The sequence below is a fragment of the Microbacterium sp. CFBP 8794 genome, assembly GCF_014841235.1.
Lineage (GTDB): Bacteria > Actinomycetota > Actinomycetes > Actinomycetales > Microbacteriaceae > Microbacterium.
In genome coordinates this window covers 169,569-186,380 of sequence record NZ_JACYTT010000002.1, presented here as the reverse complement: position 1 = coordinate 186,380, position 16,812 = coordinate 169,569, and the positions used below count along the sequence as shown (strand labels likewise).

The 16,812-nt window shown below is 71.4% G+C and carries 16 protein-coding genes; 13 read left to right on the top strand and 3 right to left on the bottom strand.

Annotated features, from left to right (window positions below; all coding sequences use genetic code 11):
- Positions 1–84: 84 nt before the first annotated feature.
- The 9 genes from IFU19_RS04550 (at position 85) to IFU19_RS04510 (ending at position 9,661) form a co-directional block, all read left to right on the top strand.
- On the top strand, positions 85–372 hold the full coding sequence (locus IFU19_RS04550; protein ID WP_192013032.1) for an ATPase: 288 nt from the start codon (positions 85–87) through the stop codon (positions 370–372).
- Positions 373–434: 62 nt separating this feature from the next.
- Positions 435–3,104, top strand: a complete 2,670-nt coding sequence (gene alaS / locus IFU19_RS04545; protein ID WP_191925657.1) for an alanine--tRNA ligase — start codon at positions 435–437, stop codon at positions 3,102–3,104.
- Positions 3,101–3,574: a Holliday junction resolvase RuvX gene (gene ruvX, locus IFU19_RS04540; RefSeq protein WP_192013031.1), complete on the top strand. Its 474-nt coding sequence runs from the start codon at positions 3,101–3,103 to the stop codon at positions 3,572–3,574. The genes alaS and ruvX overlap by 4 nt, the downstream gene beginning before the upstream one ends.
- 1 nt (position 3,575) lies before the next feature.
- Positions 3,576–5,426, top strand: a complete 1,851-nt coding sequence (gene mltG, locus IFU19_RS04535) for an endolytic transglycosylase MltG (protein WP_192013030.1) — start codon at positions 3,576–3,578, stop codon at positions 5,424–5,426.
- Positions 5,420–6,262 (top strand): shikimate dehydrogenase family protein, encoded by an 843-nt coding sequence (locus IFU19_RS04530; RefSeq protein ID WP_191915108.1) that lies wholly within the window; start codon positions 5,420–5,422, stop codon positions 6,260–6,262. The genes mltG and IFU19_RS04530 overlap by 7 nt, the downstream gene beginning before the upstream one ends.
- Before the next feature lie 4 nt (positions 6,263–6,266).
- On the top strand, positions 6,267–7,493 hold the full coding sequence (gene aroC, locus IFU19_RS04525) for a chorismate synthase (RefSeq protein ID WP_055837339.1): 1,227 nt from the start codon (positions 6,267–6,269) through the stop codon (positions 7,491–7,493).
- Positions 7,494–7,572: 79 nt separating this feature from the next.
- Positions 7,573–8,061 (top strand): shikimate kinase, encoded by a 489-nt coding sequence (locus tag IFU19_RS04520; protein ID WP_055837939.1) that lies wholly within the window; start codon positions 7,573–7,575, stop codon positions 8,059–8,061.
- Complete coding sequence (gene aroB / locus IFU19_RS04515; protein WP_191915110.1) at positions 8,058–9,134, top strand: 3-dehydroquinate synthase; 1,077 nt, start codon at positions 8,058–8,060, stop codon at positions 9,132–9,134. Before IFU19_RS04520 ends, aroB begins: the two co-directional genes overlap by 4 nt.
- The gene (locus IFU19_RS04510; RefSeq protein WP_192013029.1) at positions 9,131–9,661 is read left to right on the top strand and encodes a GNAT family N-acetyltransferase; all 531 of its coding nucleotides are present in this window, start codon (positions 9,131–9,133) and stop codon (positions 9,659–9,661) included. Before aroB ends, IFU19_RS04510 begins: the two co-directional genes overlap by 4 nt.
- A gap of 107 nt (positions 9,662–9,768) precedes the next feature.
- Here the strand turns inward: IFU19_RS04510 and IFU19_RS04505 are convergent, their stop codons facing one another.
- From IFU19_RS04505 to IFU19_RS04495, 3 genes are all read right to left on the bottom strand, one after another.
- Positions 9,769–11,088 carry an MFS transporter gene (locus IFU19_RS04505; RefSeq protein ID WP_055837349.1) on the bottom strand — a complete coding sequence of 440 codons (1,320 nt, stop codon included), beginning with the start codon at positions 11,086–11,088 and terminating at the stop codon, positions 9,769–9,771.
- Positions 11,089–11,101: 13 nt separating this feature from the next.
- Complete coding sequence (locus IFU19_RS04500) at positions 11,102–12,007, bottom strand: shikimate dehydrogenase (RefSeq protein WP_191915112.1); 906 nt, start codon at positions 12,005–12,007, stop codon at positions 11,102–11,104.
- A gap of 612 nt (positions 12,008–12,619) precedes the next feature.
- Positions 12,620–13,252: a TetR/AcrR family transcriptional regulator gene (locus tag IFU19_RS04495; RefSeq protein ID WP_055837357.1), complete on the bottom strand. Its 633-nt coding sequence runs from the start codon at positions 13,250–13,252 to the stop codon at positions 12,620–12,622.
- Positions 13,253–13,302: 50 nt separating this feature from the next.
- Between IFU19_RS04495 and IFU19_RS04490 the strand changes: the two genes are divergently transcribed.
- The 4 genes from IFU19_RS04490 (at position 13,303) to nusB (ending at position 16,696) form a co-directional block, all read left to right on the top strand.
- Complete coding sequence (locus IFU19_RS04490; protein ID WP_192013028.1) at positions 13,303–15,123, top strand: bifunctional sugar phosphate isomerase/epimerase/4-hydroxyphenylpyruvate dioxygenase family protein; 1,821 nt, start codon at positions 13,303–13,305, stop codon at positions 15,121–15,123.
- A gap of 13 nt (positions 15,124–15,136) precedes the next feature.
- The gene (locus tag IFU19_RS04485) at positions 15,137–15,595 is read left to right on the top strand and encodes a type II 3-dehydroquinate dehydratase (RefSeq protein WP_055940449.1); all 459 of its coding nucleotides are present in this window, start codon (positions 15,137–15,139) and stop codon (positions 15,593–15,595) included.
- Between the two features lie 111 nt (positions 15,596–15,706).
- Positions 15,707–16,267 (top strand): elongation factor P, encoded by a 561-nt coding sequence (gene efp, locus IFU19_RS04480; RefSeq protein WP_055837365.1) that lies wholly within the window; start codon positions 15,707–15,709, stop codon positions 16,265–16,267.
- Positions 16,268–16,285: 18 nt separating this feature from the next.
- On the top strand, positions 16,286–16,696 hold the full coding sequence (gene nusB, locus IFU19_RS04475) for a transcription antitermination factor NusB (RefSeq protein WP_055837367.1): 411 nt from the start codon (positions 16,286–16,288) through the stop codon (positions 16,694–16,696).
- Positions 16,697–16,812: the final 116 nt, after the last annotated feature.

Genomic DNA, 16,812 nt, shown 5'->3' with positions numbered 1-16,812 from the left:
ATCGATCCCTCTTTCGCGGCGGACAGGGGTGGTCGCCTACGATGAGGGATGCCGCGACCGCGGCGTCGTATCGAGGAAGAAGTGGTGATCGTGAGAAGCCTCGTCTGGTTCGCCCTGGGCATCGTCGGCGGATTCGTCGCCGCCCACATGGTCAACAAGGACCCCCGCGGGCAGGAAGTCCTCGCCCAGCTCGACTCGCGCATCGGCGAGTTCACCGATCACATGAGCGACGCGTACCGCCAGCAGGAGACGCGTCTGTCGGAGATCATCGACGACGTCAAGAGCGTGGCCTCCTCGGCGGTCGACAAGACAGCGGACGCCGTCGACGAGGCCGCAGCAGCCGCCAAGAAAGCCGCTTCGCCCTCCGACTGACCTCCCCGGCATCGGGTTCCGCGTGGCGGGGCCGATACCTCACGCGCACGGAAAGACCCGCCATGAAAACCGCCGAGATCGCCCAGCGCTTCCTCGACTTCTTCGAGAAGAAGAATCACACGATCGTCCCGTCGGCCTCGCTCGTCACCGACGACCCGGCCCTGCTCTTCACCGTGGCGGGCATGGTGCCGTTCATCCCGTACCTCAGCGGTGTCGTTCCGCCGCCGTACCCCCGGGCCGCCGACGTGCAGAAGTGCATCCGCACCAACGACATCGAAGAGGTCGGCAAGACCCCCCGCCACGGGACGTTCTTCCAGATGCTCGGCAACTGGTCGTTCGGCGACTACTTCAAAGAAGACGCGATCCGCTTCGCCTGGGAACTGCTGACCTCGCCCGAATCCGAGGGCGGCCTGGGCTTCGACGCGAAAGACCTGTGGGTCACCGTCTACGAAGAAGACGACGAGGCGCACGATCTGTGGCGCTCGCTCACCGACCTGCCCGAGGAGCGCATCCAGCGTCTGGGCAAGGACACGAACTACTGGTCCACCGGTCTTCCCGGTCCCGCCGGCCCCTGCTCCGAGATCTTCTTCGACCGCGGACCCGCGTACGGCATCGACGGCGGCCCCGCCACCGACGACGACCGCTACGTCGAGATCTGGAACCTCGTGTTCATGCAGTACGAGATCACCAACGTGCGCTCGAAGTACGACTTCGACATCGTCGGCGAGCTCCCCGCCAAGAACATCGACACCGGCATGGGCCTGGAGCGCATCGCGTTCCTCAAGCAGGGCGTCGACAACATGTACGAGACCGACCAGGTGCGCCCCGTGCTCGACCTGGCAGCCAAGCTGGCCGGCAAGGCCTACGGCCACGAGTCGCACGAGGACGACGTTCGCCTGCGCATCGTCGCCGACCACGTGCGTTCCTCGCTCATGCTGCTCGCCGACGGCGTCACGCCCTCGAACGAGGGCCGCGGGTACATCCTGCGTCGCATCATGCGCCGCGCCATCCGCTCGATGCGCCTGCTGGGCGTCGAGGGTGCGACCTTCCCCGAGCTGTTCGCCGCCTCGCGCGATGCGATGAAGGAGTCCTACCCCGAGGTCGGCACCGACTACGCGCGCCTCTCGGCCTACGCGATCGCCGAGGAGCAGACGTTCCTGCGCACGCTGGCCGCCGGCTCGGCGATCCTCGATCAGTCCGTCGTCGAGGCGAAGAACGACGGGGGCACGACGCTGTCGGGCTCGGAGGCCTTCCTCCTGCACGACACCTACGGCTTCCCGATCGACCTGACGCTCGAGATCGCCGAAGAAGCCGGCCTGTCCGTCGACCGCGCCGCTTTCGACGAGCTCATGCTCGAGCAGCGCACCCGCGCCAAGGCCGATGCCCGCGCCCGCAAGGGAACGATCGCCGACCAGAGCGCCTACCGCGAGTTCCGCGCGCTCGGAGAGACGGTGTTCACCGGCTACACCGAACTGCAGACGGAGTCGACGGTGCTCGGCATCCTGATCGACGGCCGCGGCACCGACCGCGCCGCCGAGGGACAGATCGCCGAGATCATCACCGCCGAGACCGCGCTGTACGCCGAGTCGGGTGGCCAGGTCGCCGACAAGGGCGTGATCGTCGGCCCCGGGTACGAGCTCGAGGTGCTCGACGTGCAGCGTCCCGTTCCGGGCCTCGTCAGCCACACCGTCGAGGTCAGCACCGGCGAGGTGTCGGTGGGCGCCCGCGCCACGACCGTCGTCGACGCCCTCAACCGCCACTCGGCGCAGCAGGCGCACACCGCCACCCACCTCGTGCACGCCGCGATCCGCGACACGCTCGGCAAGAGCGCCACGCAGACCGGTTCGCTCAACCGCGCGGGCTACATGCGCTTCGACTTCAGCTGGGGCGCCGCGCTGTCTCCCGAGACGCGCACCGAGATCGAGGACATCGCCAACAACGCCGTCCGCGACAACCTCGAGGTCACCACGCGCGTGATGTCGCTCGACGAGGCGAAGGCCGCGGGTGCCATGGCGCTGTTCGGTGAGAAGTACGGCGACACTGTGCGCATGGTCGACGTCGGCGGACCGTGGTCGCGCGAGCTCTGCGGTGGCACGCACGTCGCCCGCAGCTCCGAGATCGGCCTGGTCAACCTGGTGGGGGAGCAGTCCGTCGGTGCCTCCAACCGCCGCGTCGAGGCGCTCGTCGGGCTCGACGCGTTCCGCGATCTCGCCGCCGAGCGGGCGATCGTGTCGCAGCTGAGCTCGAGCCTGAAGACGCCGCGCGAACAGCTCACCACCCGCATCGCCGACCTCGCGGCCAGCCTCAAGGCCGCCGAGAAGAAGATCGCCGCGTTCGAGGCTCAGGCCCTGAGCGGGCGTCTGCCGCAGCTCGTCGAGTCGGCCGTCGCGGTCGGCGCCGTGCGGGTCGTCGCCCAGAGCCTCGGCGAGGGGGCCTCGGCCGACGATGTGCGCTCGCTCGCCCTGCAGGTGCGCGATCGGCTGGGGTCCGACCCCGCCGTCGTGGCTCTCGCCTCGGTCGCCGGCGGGCGCGCCACGGTGGTCGTCGTCACCAACGAGGGCGCGCGCGAGCGCGGCCTCGCCGCGGGTGCCCTCGCCAAGAATGCCGCGGGCGTGCTCGGCGGTGGAGGTGGCGGACGCCCCGACGTCGCCCAGGGCGGCGGAACGGATGCCGCGGCCCTGCCGACGGCGCTCGAGGGCATCGTCACCGACGTGCGGGCGACCGCCGCGTGACGGGATTCCGGCGCGGTATCCGCCTGGGGATCGACGTCGGGCGCGCCCGGGTGGGCGTAGCCCGCTCCGACCCCGACGGCGTGCTCGCCGTGCCCGTCGAGACCGTGCCGCGAAAGGGTGAGCCGGTGCGGCGGATCGTCGGGCTCGCGGCGGAGTACGAGGCGTTCGAGGTGCTGGTCGGCCTGCCGCTGAACCTCCGGGGCGACGACACCCCGTCGACGACCGACGCCCGCGCGTTCGCCGCCGCCCTCGCCGAGGCGTTGCCGATGCCGGTGCGCCTGGTCGACGAGCGTCTGAGCACGGTGTCGGCGCACGGCGTCCTGCGAGAGGCAGGCCGTTCCCAGCGAGCGTCTCGTAGCATTGTGGATCAAGTCGCCGCCGTGGTGCTGCTGCAGCAGGCGCTCGACGTGGAGCGACAGTCCGGCGAGCCGGCCGGACCCACCGTCTCACCGGGACAGGAGCCCGCCTGACATGCCCGAGAACCAGCCTCCCGAGAACGATCCGTTCGCTGATCTGTACGGGCGCCTTCCCGACCCGCGCACGGGCGCACGCCCGTCTGCCGCCTCGACGCCGGACGGTGCCGAGGGAGAGACCCTCTCGCCGCGCCGCGCCGCCCGCGAGGCCCGCCGCGCCGCGACCGGTCCCACCGCCACCTCGGCGGCGGACTCGAACGTGTCGGAAACCCCCGCGCAGGGCGATTCGACCGTCGGGGACACCGCCACGCCGTCGTCCCCCGCGCCCGCCGCGGGCGCTCCCGACGCCGCCCCGCGCCCCGTGGACGCCCCGCGATCCGCCGTCGGCGACGACGCGTCACGCCCGGCCGCCGGCGACGCCCCGGCGCCCCTCCCGGCCGTGGCCGCGGCGCGCGATGACGTCTCCGCGCCTCGCGCCGAGGCTCCCCGCCCGACCGCAGCGGCCGAGCCCCCCGTCACACGGCGCTTCGACGCCGCCCGACGCGCCGATGCCCCCGCCGCCCCCCCGCGTTCCGCCGAGTCGCCGCGCCGCGCGTCGACCGACGTCCCCGCCGCCCGGCGTCCCGACGCCGCTCGCCGTACCGAGACGCCCCGGACGACCGAGCCGTCGCGCGACCGTGAGCCCGCTCTGGTCGGCGCCGGCGTCGGTGCGTCGGCCGCGTCCGCGTCGCGGGGTCCGGTGGCATCCGGATCACTCGAGGAGCTCTTCACCGGCGAGACCACCACGCACGACATCGGCTCCCCGCCGCCGCGTCCGCCGAAGAAGCGCCGTCGCATCGGCGGCTGGATCGCCCTCGGCGTGGTCCTTCTCCTCCTCGCCGGCATCGTGGGTGGAGGTTTCGCGCTGTGGAACACCTACGGCACGCGCGTACAGGCGTTCTTCGGCACGAGCGAGCCGATCGAGTTCGACGCCGGTCAGGCGACGGGCGAAGCCCGCGTCACGATCGTCGCGGGTGACACCGGCGAGTCGGTCTCGCCGAAGCTCTTCGACGCGGGGATCACCAAGGCCTCGAACTCGCTGTACAAGTACATGCTCGACAACTCCGTCGTCTTCACGTTCCAGCCGGGCATCTACCAGCTGCAGCAGCAGATGACGTCCGAGGCCGTGCTCACGGCGCTCCGCGACCCGGCGAACCGTCTCGACAACTCCGTGCAGCTGCGCGAGGGGCTCACCCTCAACCAGTCGCTCGACCTGATCTCGGAGCAGATCGGCATCCCGCGTGAGGAGCTCACCGCCGCGGCCGCCGATCCCTCGCAGTACGGCGTGCCCGCCGGCACCCTCGAGGGGTGGATCTTCCCCGCCACGTACGACTTCGACGAGGGCGTCACCGCGAAAGACGTCATCACGCGCATGGTGCAGCGCACCATCCAGTCGCTGGACGCCGCCGGGGTGCCCGAAGCCGATCGGGAGCGCATCCTCACCGTCGCCTCGATCATCGAGCGCGAGGCGCGCAGCAGCGAGGACTTCTACAAGGTCTCGCGCGTGATCGAGAACCGTCTGCAGCCGACGAACCAAGAGACGTTCGGCAAGCTCGAGATGGACTCCACCGTGCAGTACGGCGCGGGCGAGATGGGTAGCGGCTCGGTGAGCACCTCGACCGAGGCGCGCAACTCCGACAACCCGTGGAACACGTACATGTACCCGGGCCTGCCCGTCGGTCCGATCGCGAACCCCGGCGACCTCGCGATCGACGCGGCCATGAAGCCCGCCGACGGTCCGTGGCTGTACTTCGTGACCGTCAACCTCGACACCGGTGAGACGGTCTTCACCTCGACCTACAGCGAGCACGAGAAGGCCGTCGCCCAGTGGCAGGCGTGGTGCGCGGCGAACCCCGACGGCGGATGCTGACCGATCGCACGCGCCTCGCCGTGTGGGGCGACCCGATCGCGCATTCGCGGTCGCCCCGACTGCACGCGGCGGCCTACGAGGTGCTCGGACTCGACTGGCACTACGGCCGCGAACGGGTGGACGAGGCGGGCTTCCCGGCTGCGCTGAGCGGACTGGATGCCGATTGGCGCGGCCTCTCGCTCACGATGCCGTTGAAGCACGTCGCCGCTCGCAGTGCCGTCTCGCTCGACGACGACGCCCGACGGACCGGGGCGGTGAACACCTACCTGCTCGACGCCGATGGTCCGCGCGGCTTCAACACCGACGTGGGCGGGCTCGCGCGCGCGCTCGACGAGTTCGGGGTTCGCGCGCCGGGCGTGATCCGCGTGCTCGGTGCGGGAGCGACCGCCACCTCGGCCGTCGTCGCCGCGGCGCGGGCGGGCGCCGGCGTCGTCGAGGTGCGCGCCCGGCGCGTCGAGGCGGCCGCGTCGCTCCGCGCGCTCGGGCCGGAGCTGGGGATCGACGTGCGCGTCCGTGCCCTCGCCGACCCCGCCTCGGACGGGGAGCCCGTGGATGCCACGATCGCGGCTCTTCCCGGCGGCACCGATCTCGGACCCCTCGCCGAGGCCCTGGCATCCACGTCGGGACCCCTCGTCGACGTCGTCTACGGCGGCTGGCCCACCCCGCTCGCGCGGGAGTGGGAACGCGCCGGTCGACCCGCCCACGACGGTCTGACGATGCTGCTGCACCAGGCTCTACTGCAGGTCCGCGTCTTCGTCGGGGGCGACCCCTCGCGCCCCGTGGATCGCGAGGACGCCGTCCTGGCCGCGATGCGCACCGCGCTCATGGGAGACTAGGTCCATGCTTCGCGTTCTCACGGCCGGCGAATCCCACGGCCCCGAACTGATCGCCCTCATGGAGGGGATGCCCGCCGGCGTTCCCATCTCGTCCGCGCAGATCCGCGCCGAACTGGCGCGACGCCGACTGGGCTACGGCCGCGGCTCGCGCATGAAGTTCGAAGAAGACGAACTGTCGCTGTCGACGGGCATCGTGCACGGTTTCACCATCGGCAGCCCCATCGCGCTCCGCATCGGCAACACCGAGTGGCCGAAGTGGACCGAGGTGATGAGCCCCGAGCCCGTCGAGCTGTCGGACCGCTCACGCGGACGCGGTGCCGCCCTCACGCGCCCGCGCCCGGGCCACGCCGACCTGGTGGGCATGCAGAAGTACGGCTTCGACGAGGCCCGTCCGATCCTCGAGCGCGCATCGGCCCGTGAGACCGCCGCCCGCGTGGCGCTCGGCGCGATCGCGCGCTCGTTCCTCGGCGAGCTCGGCATCCGCCTCGTCAGCCACACCCTCTCGATCGGCCCCGTGCGCGTTCCCGACGACGCCGCGCTGCCGACCCCCGACGACGTCGACCTGCTCGACGCCGATCCGCTGCGTTGCTTCCACGCCGACACGAGCGCCGCGATGGTCGCCGAGGTCGACGCCGCGAAGAAGGACGGCGACACGCTCGGCGGCGTCGTCGAGGTGCTCGCCTACGGCCTGCCCCCGGGGCTCGGCTCGCACGTGCAGTGGGACCGGCGCCTCGATGCCAAGCTCGCCCAGGCCATCATGAGCATCCAGGCGATCAAGGGTGTCGAGGTCGGCGACGGTTTCCTCACGACCACGCGCCGCGGTTCGCAGGCACACGACGAGCTGTTCGCCACCGGCGAGGGCATCACGCGCTCGTCGGACCGCGCGGGCGGCACCGAGGGCGGCATGTCGACCGGCACCGTGCTGCGCGTGCGCGCCGGCATGAAGCCGATCGCGACCATCCCCAAGGCCCTGCGCACGGTCGATGTGGCCACCGGTGACACCGCCGCCGCCCACCACCAGCGTTCCGACGTCTGTGCCGTGCCCGCATCGGGTGTCGTGGCCGAGGCGATGGTGGCCATCACCCTCGCGGACTCGGTGCTCGAGAAGTTCGGCGGCGACAACATCGCCGAGACGCGACGCAACCTCGAGACGTACCTGGCCCACCTGCCCGAGACGCTGCGCACCACCGACGCGTCCGACGCCGCGCTGCTCGCGCATGACCTCGCCTGAGGTCGCGCCCGAGCACGCGACGGGCGGCCTCTCGACCGGCGCTGACGCGAACGGCCGCGCCTTCGTGCTCATCGGCCCCATGGGAGCGGGCAAGACGAGCGTGGGGCGCCGTGTGGCGCGCGCGCTCGGCGAGCCCTTCGCCGACACCGACAAGATCGTCGTGCGCGACCACGGGCCGATCCGCGATCTGTTCCTCGCGCACGGAGAGGCCCACTTCCGCGCGCTCGAGCGCGACGCCGTGGCCGAGGCACTGGCCCGCGGCGGCGTCGTGGCGCTGGGTGGGGGAGCGGTGCTCGACCCCGTGACCCGCGAGCGGCTCCACGCGCACCGCGTCGTGCTCCTCACCGTCGCGATGCACGTCGTGGCGTCGCGGATCCATGGCGACGAGCGACCCCTGCTGGGCGGCGAAGACCCCGTGGCCCGGTGGCAGCGCATCTTCGATGAACGACGGCCCGTGTACGAAGAGGCCGCCGACATCGTATTCGACACCTCGTCGGGCCCGCTCGCGCGGGTCGTCGACGACATCGTGGCCTGGGCACGCCGTGTGCCGGCCGGAGAGACGGCATGACCGACACCACCACCATCAGCGTCGCCGGCGACCCCGGCTACGACATCACCGTCGGACGCGGCCTGCTGGCCTCGCTCGGCGAGAAGCTGCCGCCGGCGGCCCGCAAGGTGCTCATCGTGCACCCGCCGACGCTCGCGGCTCAAGCCGAGGCGCTGCGGGCGCAGCTCGTGGGCGATCGCGAGGTTCTGCTCGCCGAGATCCCGGATGCCGAGGCGGGCAAGCGCGTGGAAGTGGCCGCGTTCTGCTGGCAGGTGATGGGGCAGGCGGACTTCACCCGCACGGACGCGGTCATCGGCTTCGGCGGGGGAGCGGTGACCGACCTCGCGGGCTTCGTCGCCGCGACCTGGCTGCGCGGCGTCGCGCTGGTGCAGGTGCCCACCACCGTGCTCGGCATGGTCGACGCCGCCGTGGGCGGCAAGACCGGGATCAACACCGCCGAGGGCAAGAACCTCGTCGGCGCCTTCTGGCCGCCCGTCGCGGTCGTCTGCGACCTCGACCTGCTCGAGACCCTGTCGCGAAACGAGTCGACCGCCGGGTTCGCCGAGGTGGTCAAGGCCGGCTTCATCTGGCATCCCGAGATCCTCGACCTCATCGAAGCCGACCCCGAGAACATCGTCGATCCGCGGGGCGACGGATTCCGCCGCTGCATCGAGCTCGCCATCGACATGAAGGCGCGCGTCGTCGGCGAAGACCTGCGCGAGGCGGGTCTGCGCGAGGTCCTGAACTACGGTCACACCCTGGGCCACGCCATCGAGCACGCCGAGCGCTATCGCTGGCGCCACGGTGCCGCCATCTCGGTCGGCATGGTGTTCGCCGCCGAGTTGTCGCGCCTGGCCGGCCGTCTTCCCGACGAGGTGGCGCAGCGTCACCGCACGGTGCTGGAGTCGCTGGGTCTTCCCACGTCGTACCGTGCGGGCGCCTTCCAGACGCTCAAGGCGACGATGCAGCGCGACAAGAAGAGCCGCGGCGGCATGCTGCGCTTCATCGTGCTCGACGACCTCGCTCGACCCACCGTGCTGCAGGCTCCCGACGAGTCACTGCTCTTCGCGGCCTACCAGGAGGTCGGTGCGTGACCCCCGCCGCGCGCCGTGTGCGCGCGGACGAGGGCGCGCGCGTCCGGGAACTGCGGCTGCGTGCTGTCCGTGATCCGAACGCCGCCCTGGCGTTCCTGACCACCTACGAGCAGGAGATCGCGCGCGATCCCGCGTTCTGGGATGCCCGCGCGGCGAGCGGCGCGAGCGGCGACGCGGGCGCGATGTTCGTGGTCGAGACCGCGGGCGAGTGGGCGGGATCGGCGACGGTGCTCGTGCGCCGGGCCGGCGACGTCGACCACACGGGCCGTCGGCGGACCGAGGCGCACGCCGGGATCGTCGGCGTCTTCGTCGACCCGGCGCACCGCGGCTCCGGGGCCATCGACGCCCTGCTCGACGCTGCCGCGGACTGGGCCCGCGCGCTCGGATTCGAGACGCTGTCGCTCGACGTGCACGTCGACAACGGGCGCGCCCAGGCCGCGTATCGTCGCGCGGGATTCATCGCGACGGGCGAAGAGTTCACCACGTCGATCGGCCGCGAGCTCGCCATGACCCGCTCGCTGCGCTGACACGGCCGCCGGCGCCCGGCTCATCCGTCGCGGCCCCGCACCCTCGACCGCGCGCGGGAACGACGAAGGCCCCGCCTCCCGGGGGGAGGCGGGGCCGAGGTCGGGCGTCAGACCGAGACGGTCGCGCGCTCGCGCGACGACAGACCCAGCTGGTCGGTGGGGACGTCCTTCGTCTCTCGAGCGGTCAGGGCGCTGACCGAGGCGATGATCGCGATGACCGCGGTGAAGATGCTGATGACGACCCAGCCGCCCGCACCGCCACCACCGAGGGCGGCGACGATGCTCGGCGCGAAGCCGGCCATCAGGAAGCCGAGCTGCGTACCGATCGCCATGCCCGAGAAACGCACCCGGGTGCTGAACATCTCGCCGTAGAACGACGGCCACACGGCGTTGGCCGCGGCATACCCGCACGAGAACGTCAAGATGGCCAGGCCGAAGGTGAGCAGGTCGTTCCCGGCGCCCATCGACAGCATGTAGAACGGCATGAACGCCGCCGACGACAGCGCGCCGTAGATGAAGACGGGCTTGCGGCCGATGCGGTCGGCGAGCTTGCCGAACAGCGGCTGAGTGAACAGCGCGACGACGTTGGCGACGACGACGAGCCACAGCGTCACGCTGGCGGCGAGACCGACCTCTTTGCCGTAGGCGATCGCGAGCGTGCCGAACACGGTGGACACCGCGGCGATGAAGGCGCAGAAGATCACGCGGAGCACGTCGCGCCAGTGGTTCTTCAGCAGGGGCACCAGCGGCATCCGCGCGATCTTCCCGTCGGCCTTGGCCTGCTCGAACTCGGGAGTCTCGTGCAGGCTCCGGCGGATGAAGAACGCCACGACCACGACCACCGCGCTCAGCCAGAACGGGATGCGCCAGCCCCACGAGAACTTGATGTCGTCGGGCAGGGCGACCACCGGGATGAAGATGAGGGCGGCGAGGATCTGCCCGCCCTGGGTGCCGGTGAGCGTCCACGACGTGAAGAACGACCGGCGCGAGTCGGGGGCGTGCTCCAGCGTGAGCGACGAGGCCCCCGCCTGCTCGCCGGCGGCCGACAGCCCCTGGGCGAGACGGCACAGCACCAGCAGCGCGGGAGCGAACCACCCGATCTGGGCGAAGCCCGGGAGGCAGCCGATGATGAAGGTCGACAGGCCCATCAGCAGCAGGGTGAACATCAGCACCTTCTGGCGCCCGATGCGGTCGCCGAAGTGGCCGAGGATGACGGCGCCGAAGGGGCGCGCGATGTAGGCGAACCCGAAGGTCGCGAACGACATCACGAGCGCCGCCTGATCGCCCGACGGGAAGAAGACCGTCGGGAAGATCAGGGCGGCGGCGGAGCCGAACAGGAAGAAGTCGTAGTACTCGACGGCGCTGCCCATGAAGCTGGCGGTGGCCGCCTTCACGGGAGTCTTCCGCGTCGTTGCGGGGGTGGTCATGCGAGTGTGCTCCTTATCGGGCGACGGCCGGGTCGGCGGTCGTGTCGGGGATGCTGTCGGTGGTGACGAGGTCGAGGAAGTGGGCGGTCATGCGGTCGGGGTCGGGTCGCGTCCCCGTGATGAGGGCGAACGCGTCGACGGCCTGGTGGACCGCCATACGTCCGCCGCTGAGTGTTCGGCAGCCGCGCTCGCGCGCGGTGACGAGGAGTTCGGTGTCGAGCGGGCGGTAGACGATGTCGGCGACCCACAGCTCGGGGCGGAGGAGCGCGGCGTCGAGGGGGAGCCCCGGGTGCTCGGCCATTCCGACGGGGGTGCAGTGCACGAGGCCGTCGGCGCCGGTGAGCACGTCGGCGAGCCGGTCGGGGGCGGCGGTGTCGACGACGGCGAGCGGATGCCGTGACGCCAGGTCGTCGGCGAGGGCCGCGGCGCGCACGGGGTCGAGGTCGACGATGCTCAACCGCGCGGTACCCAGGCGCAGCAGCGCGTCGGCGACGGCCGACCCCGCACCTCCCGCGCCGAGCTGGACGACGTGGTCGGTCGCGGCATCCGGGAGTCCGTCGGTGAAGGCGGCGGCGAAGCCCGTCGTATCGGTGTTGTACCCGACGCGTCCGGTGGGGGTGAACAGCACGGTGTTGACCGCGCCGAGGGCGGCGGCGACGGAGTCGATGCGATCGAGGTGCGCGAGCACGCTCTGCTTGCACGGGTGGGTGACGTTGACGGCGTCATAGCCGAGCCGTTCGGCCCACGCCAGCACATCGCCGATGCGCTCGGGATCGATGCCGAGGGCGGTGAGGTCGAGCGGACGGTAGACGTAAGTGAGTCCGAGAGCGCGCGCCTCGGCCATGTGCATCGGCGGCGTCAACGAGGGGAGGACCCCCGTGCCGATGAGGCCGACGAGATACGGGTGCGCGTCGATCACGGTACTCCTTCGTTTCCGCGAGCCGGTTATGTACTAACCGGTACGTTCAGAGGAAACCATGCGGAAGCGCATCGTGTCAACGACGACTTCGGTATGGCGCCGCTGCCGGGACCCGGACGCCCGGGCGCGCCCGGATGGTCGAGTGTCCAAGACACGCCGCACGCCGCCGGACCGACACGGCATGTCGTGGACACTCAACGGGGGTCTGGGCCGGGGAGGGGGCCGAGGGGAGGGGCGCGGGGCCCGCCCGGCGCACGCTCAGCGCGCGGGACCCACCCGGCGCGCGGTCAGCGCGCGCGGCCCGCCCGGATAGTCGAGTGTCCAACACACGCCGCACGCCCCAGGGTCGACACGGCATGTCGTGGACACTCAACGGGGGTCTGGGCCGGGGAGGGGGCCGAGGGGAGGGGCGCGGGGCCCGCCCGGCGCACGCTCAGCGCACGGAGCCCGCCCGGCGCGCGGTCAGCGCGCACGGCGCGCCCGGATGGTCGAGTGTCCAAGACACGGCGCACGCCGCCGGCCCGACACGGCATGCCGTGGACACTCAACGAGGGTCTGGGCCGCGGAGGGGGCCGAGCGCGGTCAGCGCGCGGGAGCCGAGCGGGGGCGCGGTCAGCGGGCGGGGGCCGTCAGCCAACCGACGACCACGTCGCCGATGACCGCGCGCAGGTGCGAGCGCCGGTCGGGCGAGGTGAGATCGACGTCGAAGAGGTGGCCGAACGTGTAGCGGTTGGCGACCTGGAACACGCAGTACGAGCTGATGACGAGGTGCACGTCGATCGCGTCGACGTCGGAGCGGAAGACCCCCGCGGTGCGCCCGCGCTCGAGGATCTCGTCGAGCAGGCCCTTCGCCGGCTGCGACAGGGTGCGGAGCCCCTCGATCTGGCGGATGAACTCGCCGCGGTGGATGTTCTCGATCGCGACGAGACGGATGAAGGCGTCGTGCCCGACGTGGTGGTCGAAGGTCAGCTCGGCGAGCGAGCGGATGGCATCCACGGGGTCGGCGTGATCGACGTCGATCGCCCGCTCCGCCTCGCGGATGCCGCGGTACGCCTCTTCGAGCACGGCCCGGTACAGGCCCTCTTTGCCGCCGAAGTAGTAGTAGATCATGCGCTTCGTGGTGCGCGTGCGGGCGGCGATCTCGTCGACCCGCGCTCCCGAGAAGCCGTCTTCGGCGAAGACCTCGGTGGCCACCGCGAGGAGTTCGGCGCGGGTGCGCTCGGCGTCTCGACGTGCCTCGGCCATTCGGTCAGACTAGTGGACCCGCTTTGTACCAGATGGTACATTCGGCCGCCATGAGGACCTCCATCGCGACCGTCTGCATCAGCGGAACCCTCGCCGACAAACTGCACGCCTGCGCCGACGCCGGTTTCGACGGGGTGGAGATCTTCGAGCCCGACCTGCTCGCCGCCCCTGAGAGCCCCGAGGAGATCGCGGCACTGGCCGGGCGCCTCGGGCTCAGCCTCGACCTCTACCAGCCGATGCGCGACGTGGAGGGCGTCGACGAGGCCGCCTTCGCCGCGGTGCTCCGCCGCGCCGAGGCCAAGTTCCAGCTCATGCGGCGCCTCGGCATGGACCTCGTGCTCTGCTGCAGCAACGTCGGCACCGCCACGATCGACGACGACGCCGTCTCCGCCGACCAGCTGCGACGCCTCGGCGACCTGGCCGCGGGATACGGCATCCGGATCGCCTTCGAAGCCCTCGCCTGGGGTCGGTACGTCGACGACTACCGGCGCGCGTGGCGCATCGTGGAGCAGGCCGACCACCCCGCGGTGGGTGTCTGCCTCGACTCATTCCACATCCTCTCGCGCGGGCACGACCCCGCCGGGATCGCCGCGATCCCCGGCGACAAGATCTTCTTCGTCCAGCTCGCCGACGCCCCGCGCCTGAGCATGGACGTGCTCTCGTGGAGCCGCCACCACCGCCTGTTCCCCGGCGAGGGCGAGTTCGACCTCGCCGACTTCACCGCGCGCATCGTCGAGGCCGGCTACACCGGACCCTGGTCACTCGAGGTGTTCAACGACACGTTCCGCCAGACCGACCCGCGCCGCACGGCGCTGCACGCCCGCCGGTCGCTGCGCTGGCTCGAAGACGCCGTGGCCCGCGAGATCCCGGATGCCACGACCCACCGCGGCGATCTGTCGATGCTGCCCGACTCGGCGGCCCCGTCGGGCGTCGACTTCGTCGAGGTCAAGGCCGAGGACACCTCCGCGATCGAGGAGCTGCTCGGCCAGCTCGGCTTCACCTCGCGCGGACGCCACCGCACGAAGCCCGTGACCCTGTGGACCGCCGGCGACGCGCGGGTGGTGCTCAACGAGCAGCACGCCCGGGGCTGGGAGCCCCGGCTCGCAGCCGTCGGGCTCGAGGTCGACGACGCCGAGGCGGTCGACCTGCGCATGGACGAGCTGCGCGTACCGCGGGCCTACCGCCGCACCTACGCCACCGAGGAGCGCCTCGACGGCGCCATCGCCCCCGACGGCACCGAGGTGTACTGGGCGCAAGCGGCCGACGAGGGCGACCCGGCGTGGGTGGGCGAGTTCGAGCACGGCGAGGCCGCGCGAGACACGGCCATCACGGGTGTCGATCACGTCAGCCTCAGCCAGCCCTGGGACGCGATCGAGGAGGCGACGCTGTTCTACACCGCGGGTTTCGCGCTGCGCGTCGACAGCAGCACCGACGTGCCGGGGCCCCGTGGACTCGTGGCCAGCCGCGTGCTCGTCGCGCCGGGCAGCACGGTGCGCCTGCCCCTGAACGTCGCCCCGCCCATCCTCGCCTCGCAACGCGCGGGAGCCGCACTCCCGCAGCACGTCGCCTTCGTCTGCGACGACGTGCGCCACGTCGCCCGCGCGGCGCGCGATCGCGGCTTCGCGCCGCTCGAGATGCCGGCCAACTACTACGACGACATCGCCGCCCGCTTCGATCTGTCGGAGGCCACCGTCGACGAGCTGCGCGACCTGCACCTCGGCTACGACCGCGACGACGCGGGCGAGTACCTGCACTTCTACACGCGCACGATCGGCGAGGTCTTCTTCGAGTTCGTGGAGCGCGTCGACGCCTACGCCGGCTACGGCGCCGGGACCGCCCCGGTGCGCCTCACCGCGCAGGGGCGGCGCTGATAGCGTGCCCGACATGACCACGCCCCGCCGCCTGCTGCTCGTCAACGGCCCCAACCTCAATCTGCTCGGCACGCGGCAGCCCGAGATCTATGGTCGCGACACGCTCGCCGACGTCGAACGCGTCGTCGACGAGGCCGCCGCGCGTCACGGGCTCGAGGTGCGCGCCGTGCAGAGCAATCACGAGGGCATGCTGATCGACGCGATCCACGACGCACGTCTCGACTGCGCCGGGATCGTGATCAACGCCGGAGGACTCACGCACACCTCCATCGCCCTGCGCGACGCCCTGGCATCCGTCGCCCTCCCCGTCGCCGAGGTGCACATCTCGAACATCAAGGAGCGCGAGGCCTTCCGGCACTTCTCGTACATCGAAGACGTCGCCGTCGTGCACGTCATCGGCGAGGGAGTGCCCGGCTATGCGCGCGCGGTCGACCTGCTGATCCCCGTCATCGCCGGACGCGCCGAGGGCTGACGCGCCGCGCCCGGGCGCGGATCGCACCGGCGTCGGGGCATCGCGTAGACTCGGTCGCCGGGTGCGCGCCACAGCGCGGACCCTCCTCACACGAAACGGAACAGCGACCTCATGGCATCCACCGCAGACATCAAGAACGGCGTCGTCCTGAACATCGACGGTCAGCTCTGGAGCGTCGTGGAGTTCCAGCACGTCAAGCCCGGCAAGGGCGGCGCGTTCGTCCGCACCAAGCTCAAGAACGTCATGAGCGGCAAGGTCGTCGACAAGACGTTCAACGCCGGCGCGAAGATCGAGACCGAGAACGTCGACCGCCGCGACTTCACCTACCTCTACAACGACGGTGACGGCTTCGTCTTCATGGACGTGCTCGACTACGACCAGATCACCGTGGGAGCCGCCACCGTCGGCGACGCGGCCAACTTCCTGCTCGAGAACCAGCAGGTGCAGATCGCGCTGAACAACGGCAACCCGCTCTACGTCGAGATGCCGCCGTCGGTCATCCTCGAGGTCACCTACACCGAGCCGGGCCTGCAGGGCGACCGCTCGTCGGCCGGCACCAAGCCCGCCACCGTCGAGACCGGCTACGAGATGCAGGTTCCGCTGTTCCTCGAGACCGGCACGAAGATCAAGGTCGACACCCGCACGGGTGACTACCTCGGTCGCATCAGCTGACCCCGTGGTCCTGACAAAATGAGCGCGAGGACTAAGGCGCGCAAGCGCGCCCTCGACATCCTTTTCCAGGCCGACGTGCGCGGCGAAGAGCTCGCGATCATGCTGGCCGCCGAGGCCAAGCGCGCGGCATCCGAGCCCGCGCGTGAAGCCTCGTGGCTGTACGCCCGCGACATCGTCGACGGCGTGATCGACAACCGCGACGCCATCGACGAGCAGATCACCACGTTCTCGAAGGACTGGTCGCTCCAGCGCATGCCGGCCGTCGACCGTGCCCTGCTGCGGATGGCCGCGTGGGAGATCCTCTACAACGACGAGGTTCCCGTGGCCGTCGCCATCGACGAGGCCGTGGAGCTGGCCAAGGAGTTCTCGACCGACGACTCCGGCTCGTTCGTGCACGGCGTGCTGGCGCGCATCGCGCGTTCGTCCTGACCCCTCTCGACGTGTTCCGACGCGGCCCCGACCCGGTGTCGGCGGTCGCGTCGCGTCGTTTCCCGGATGCCGTGACGCGGGCGTCCGCGCGTCCGGCGCCCGCACCCGCGCCGATG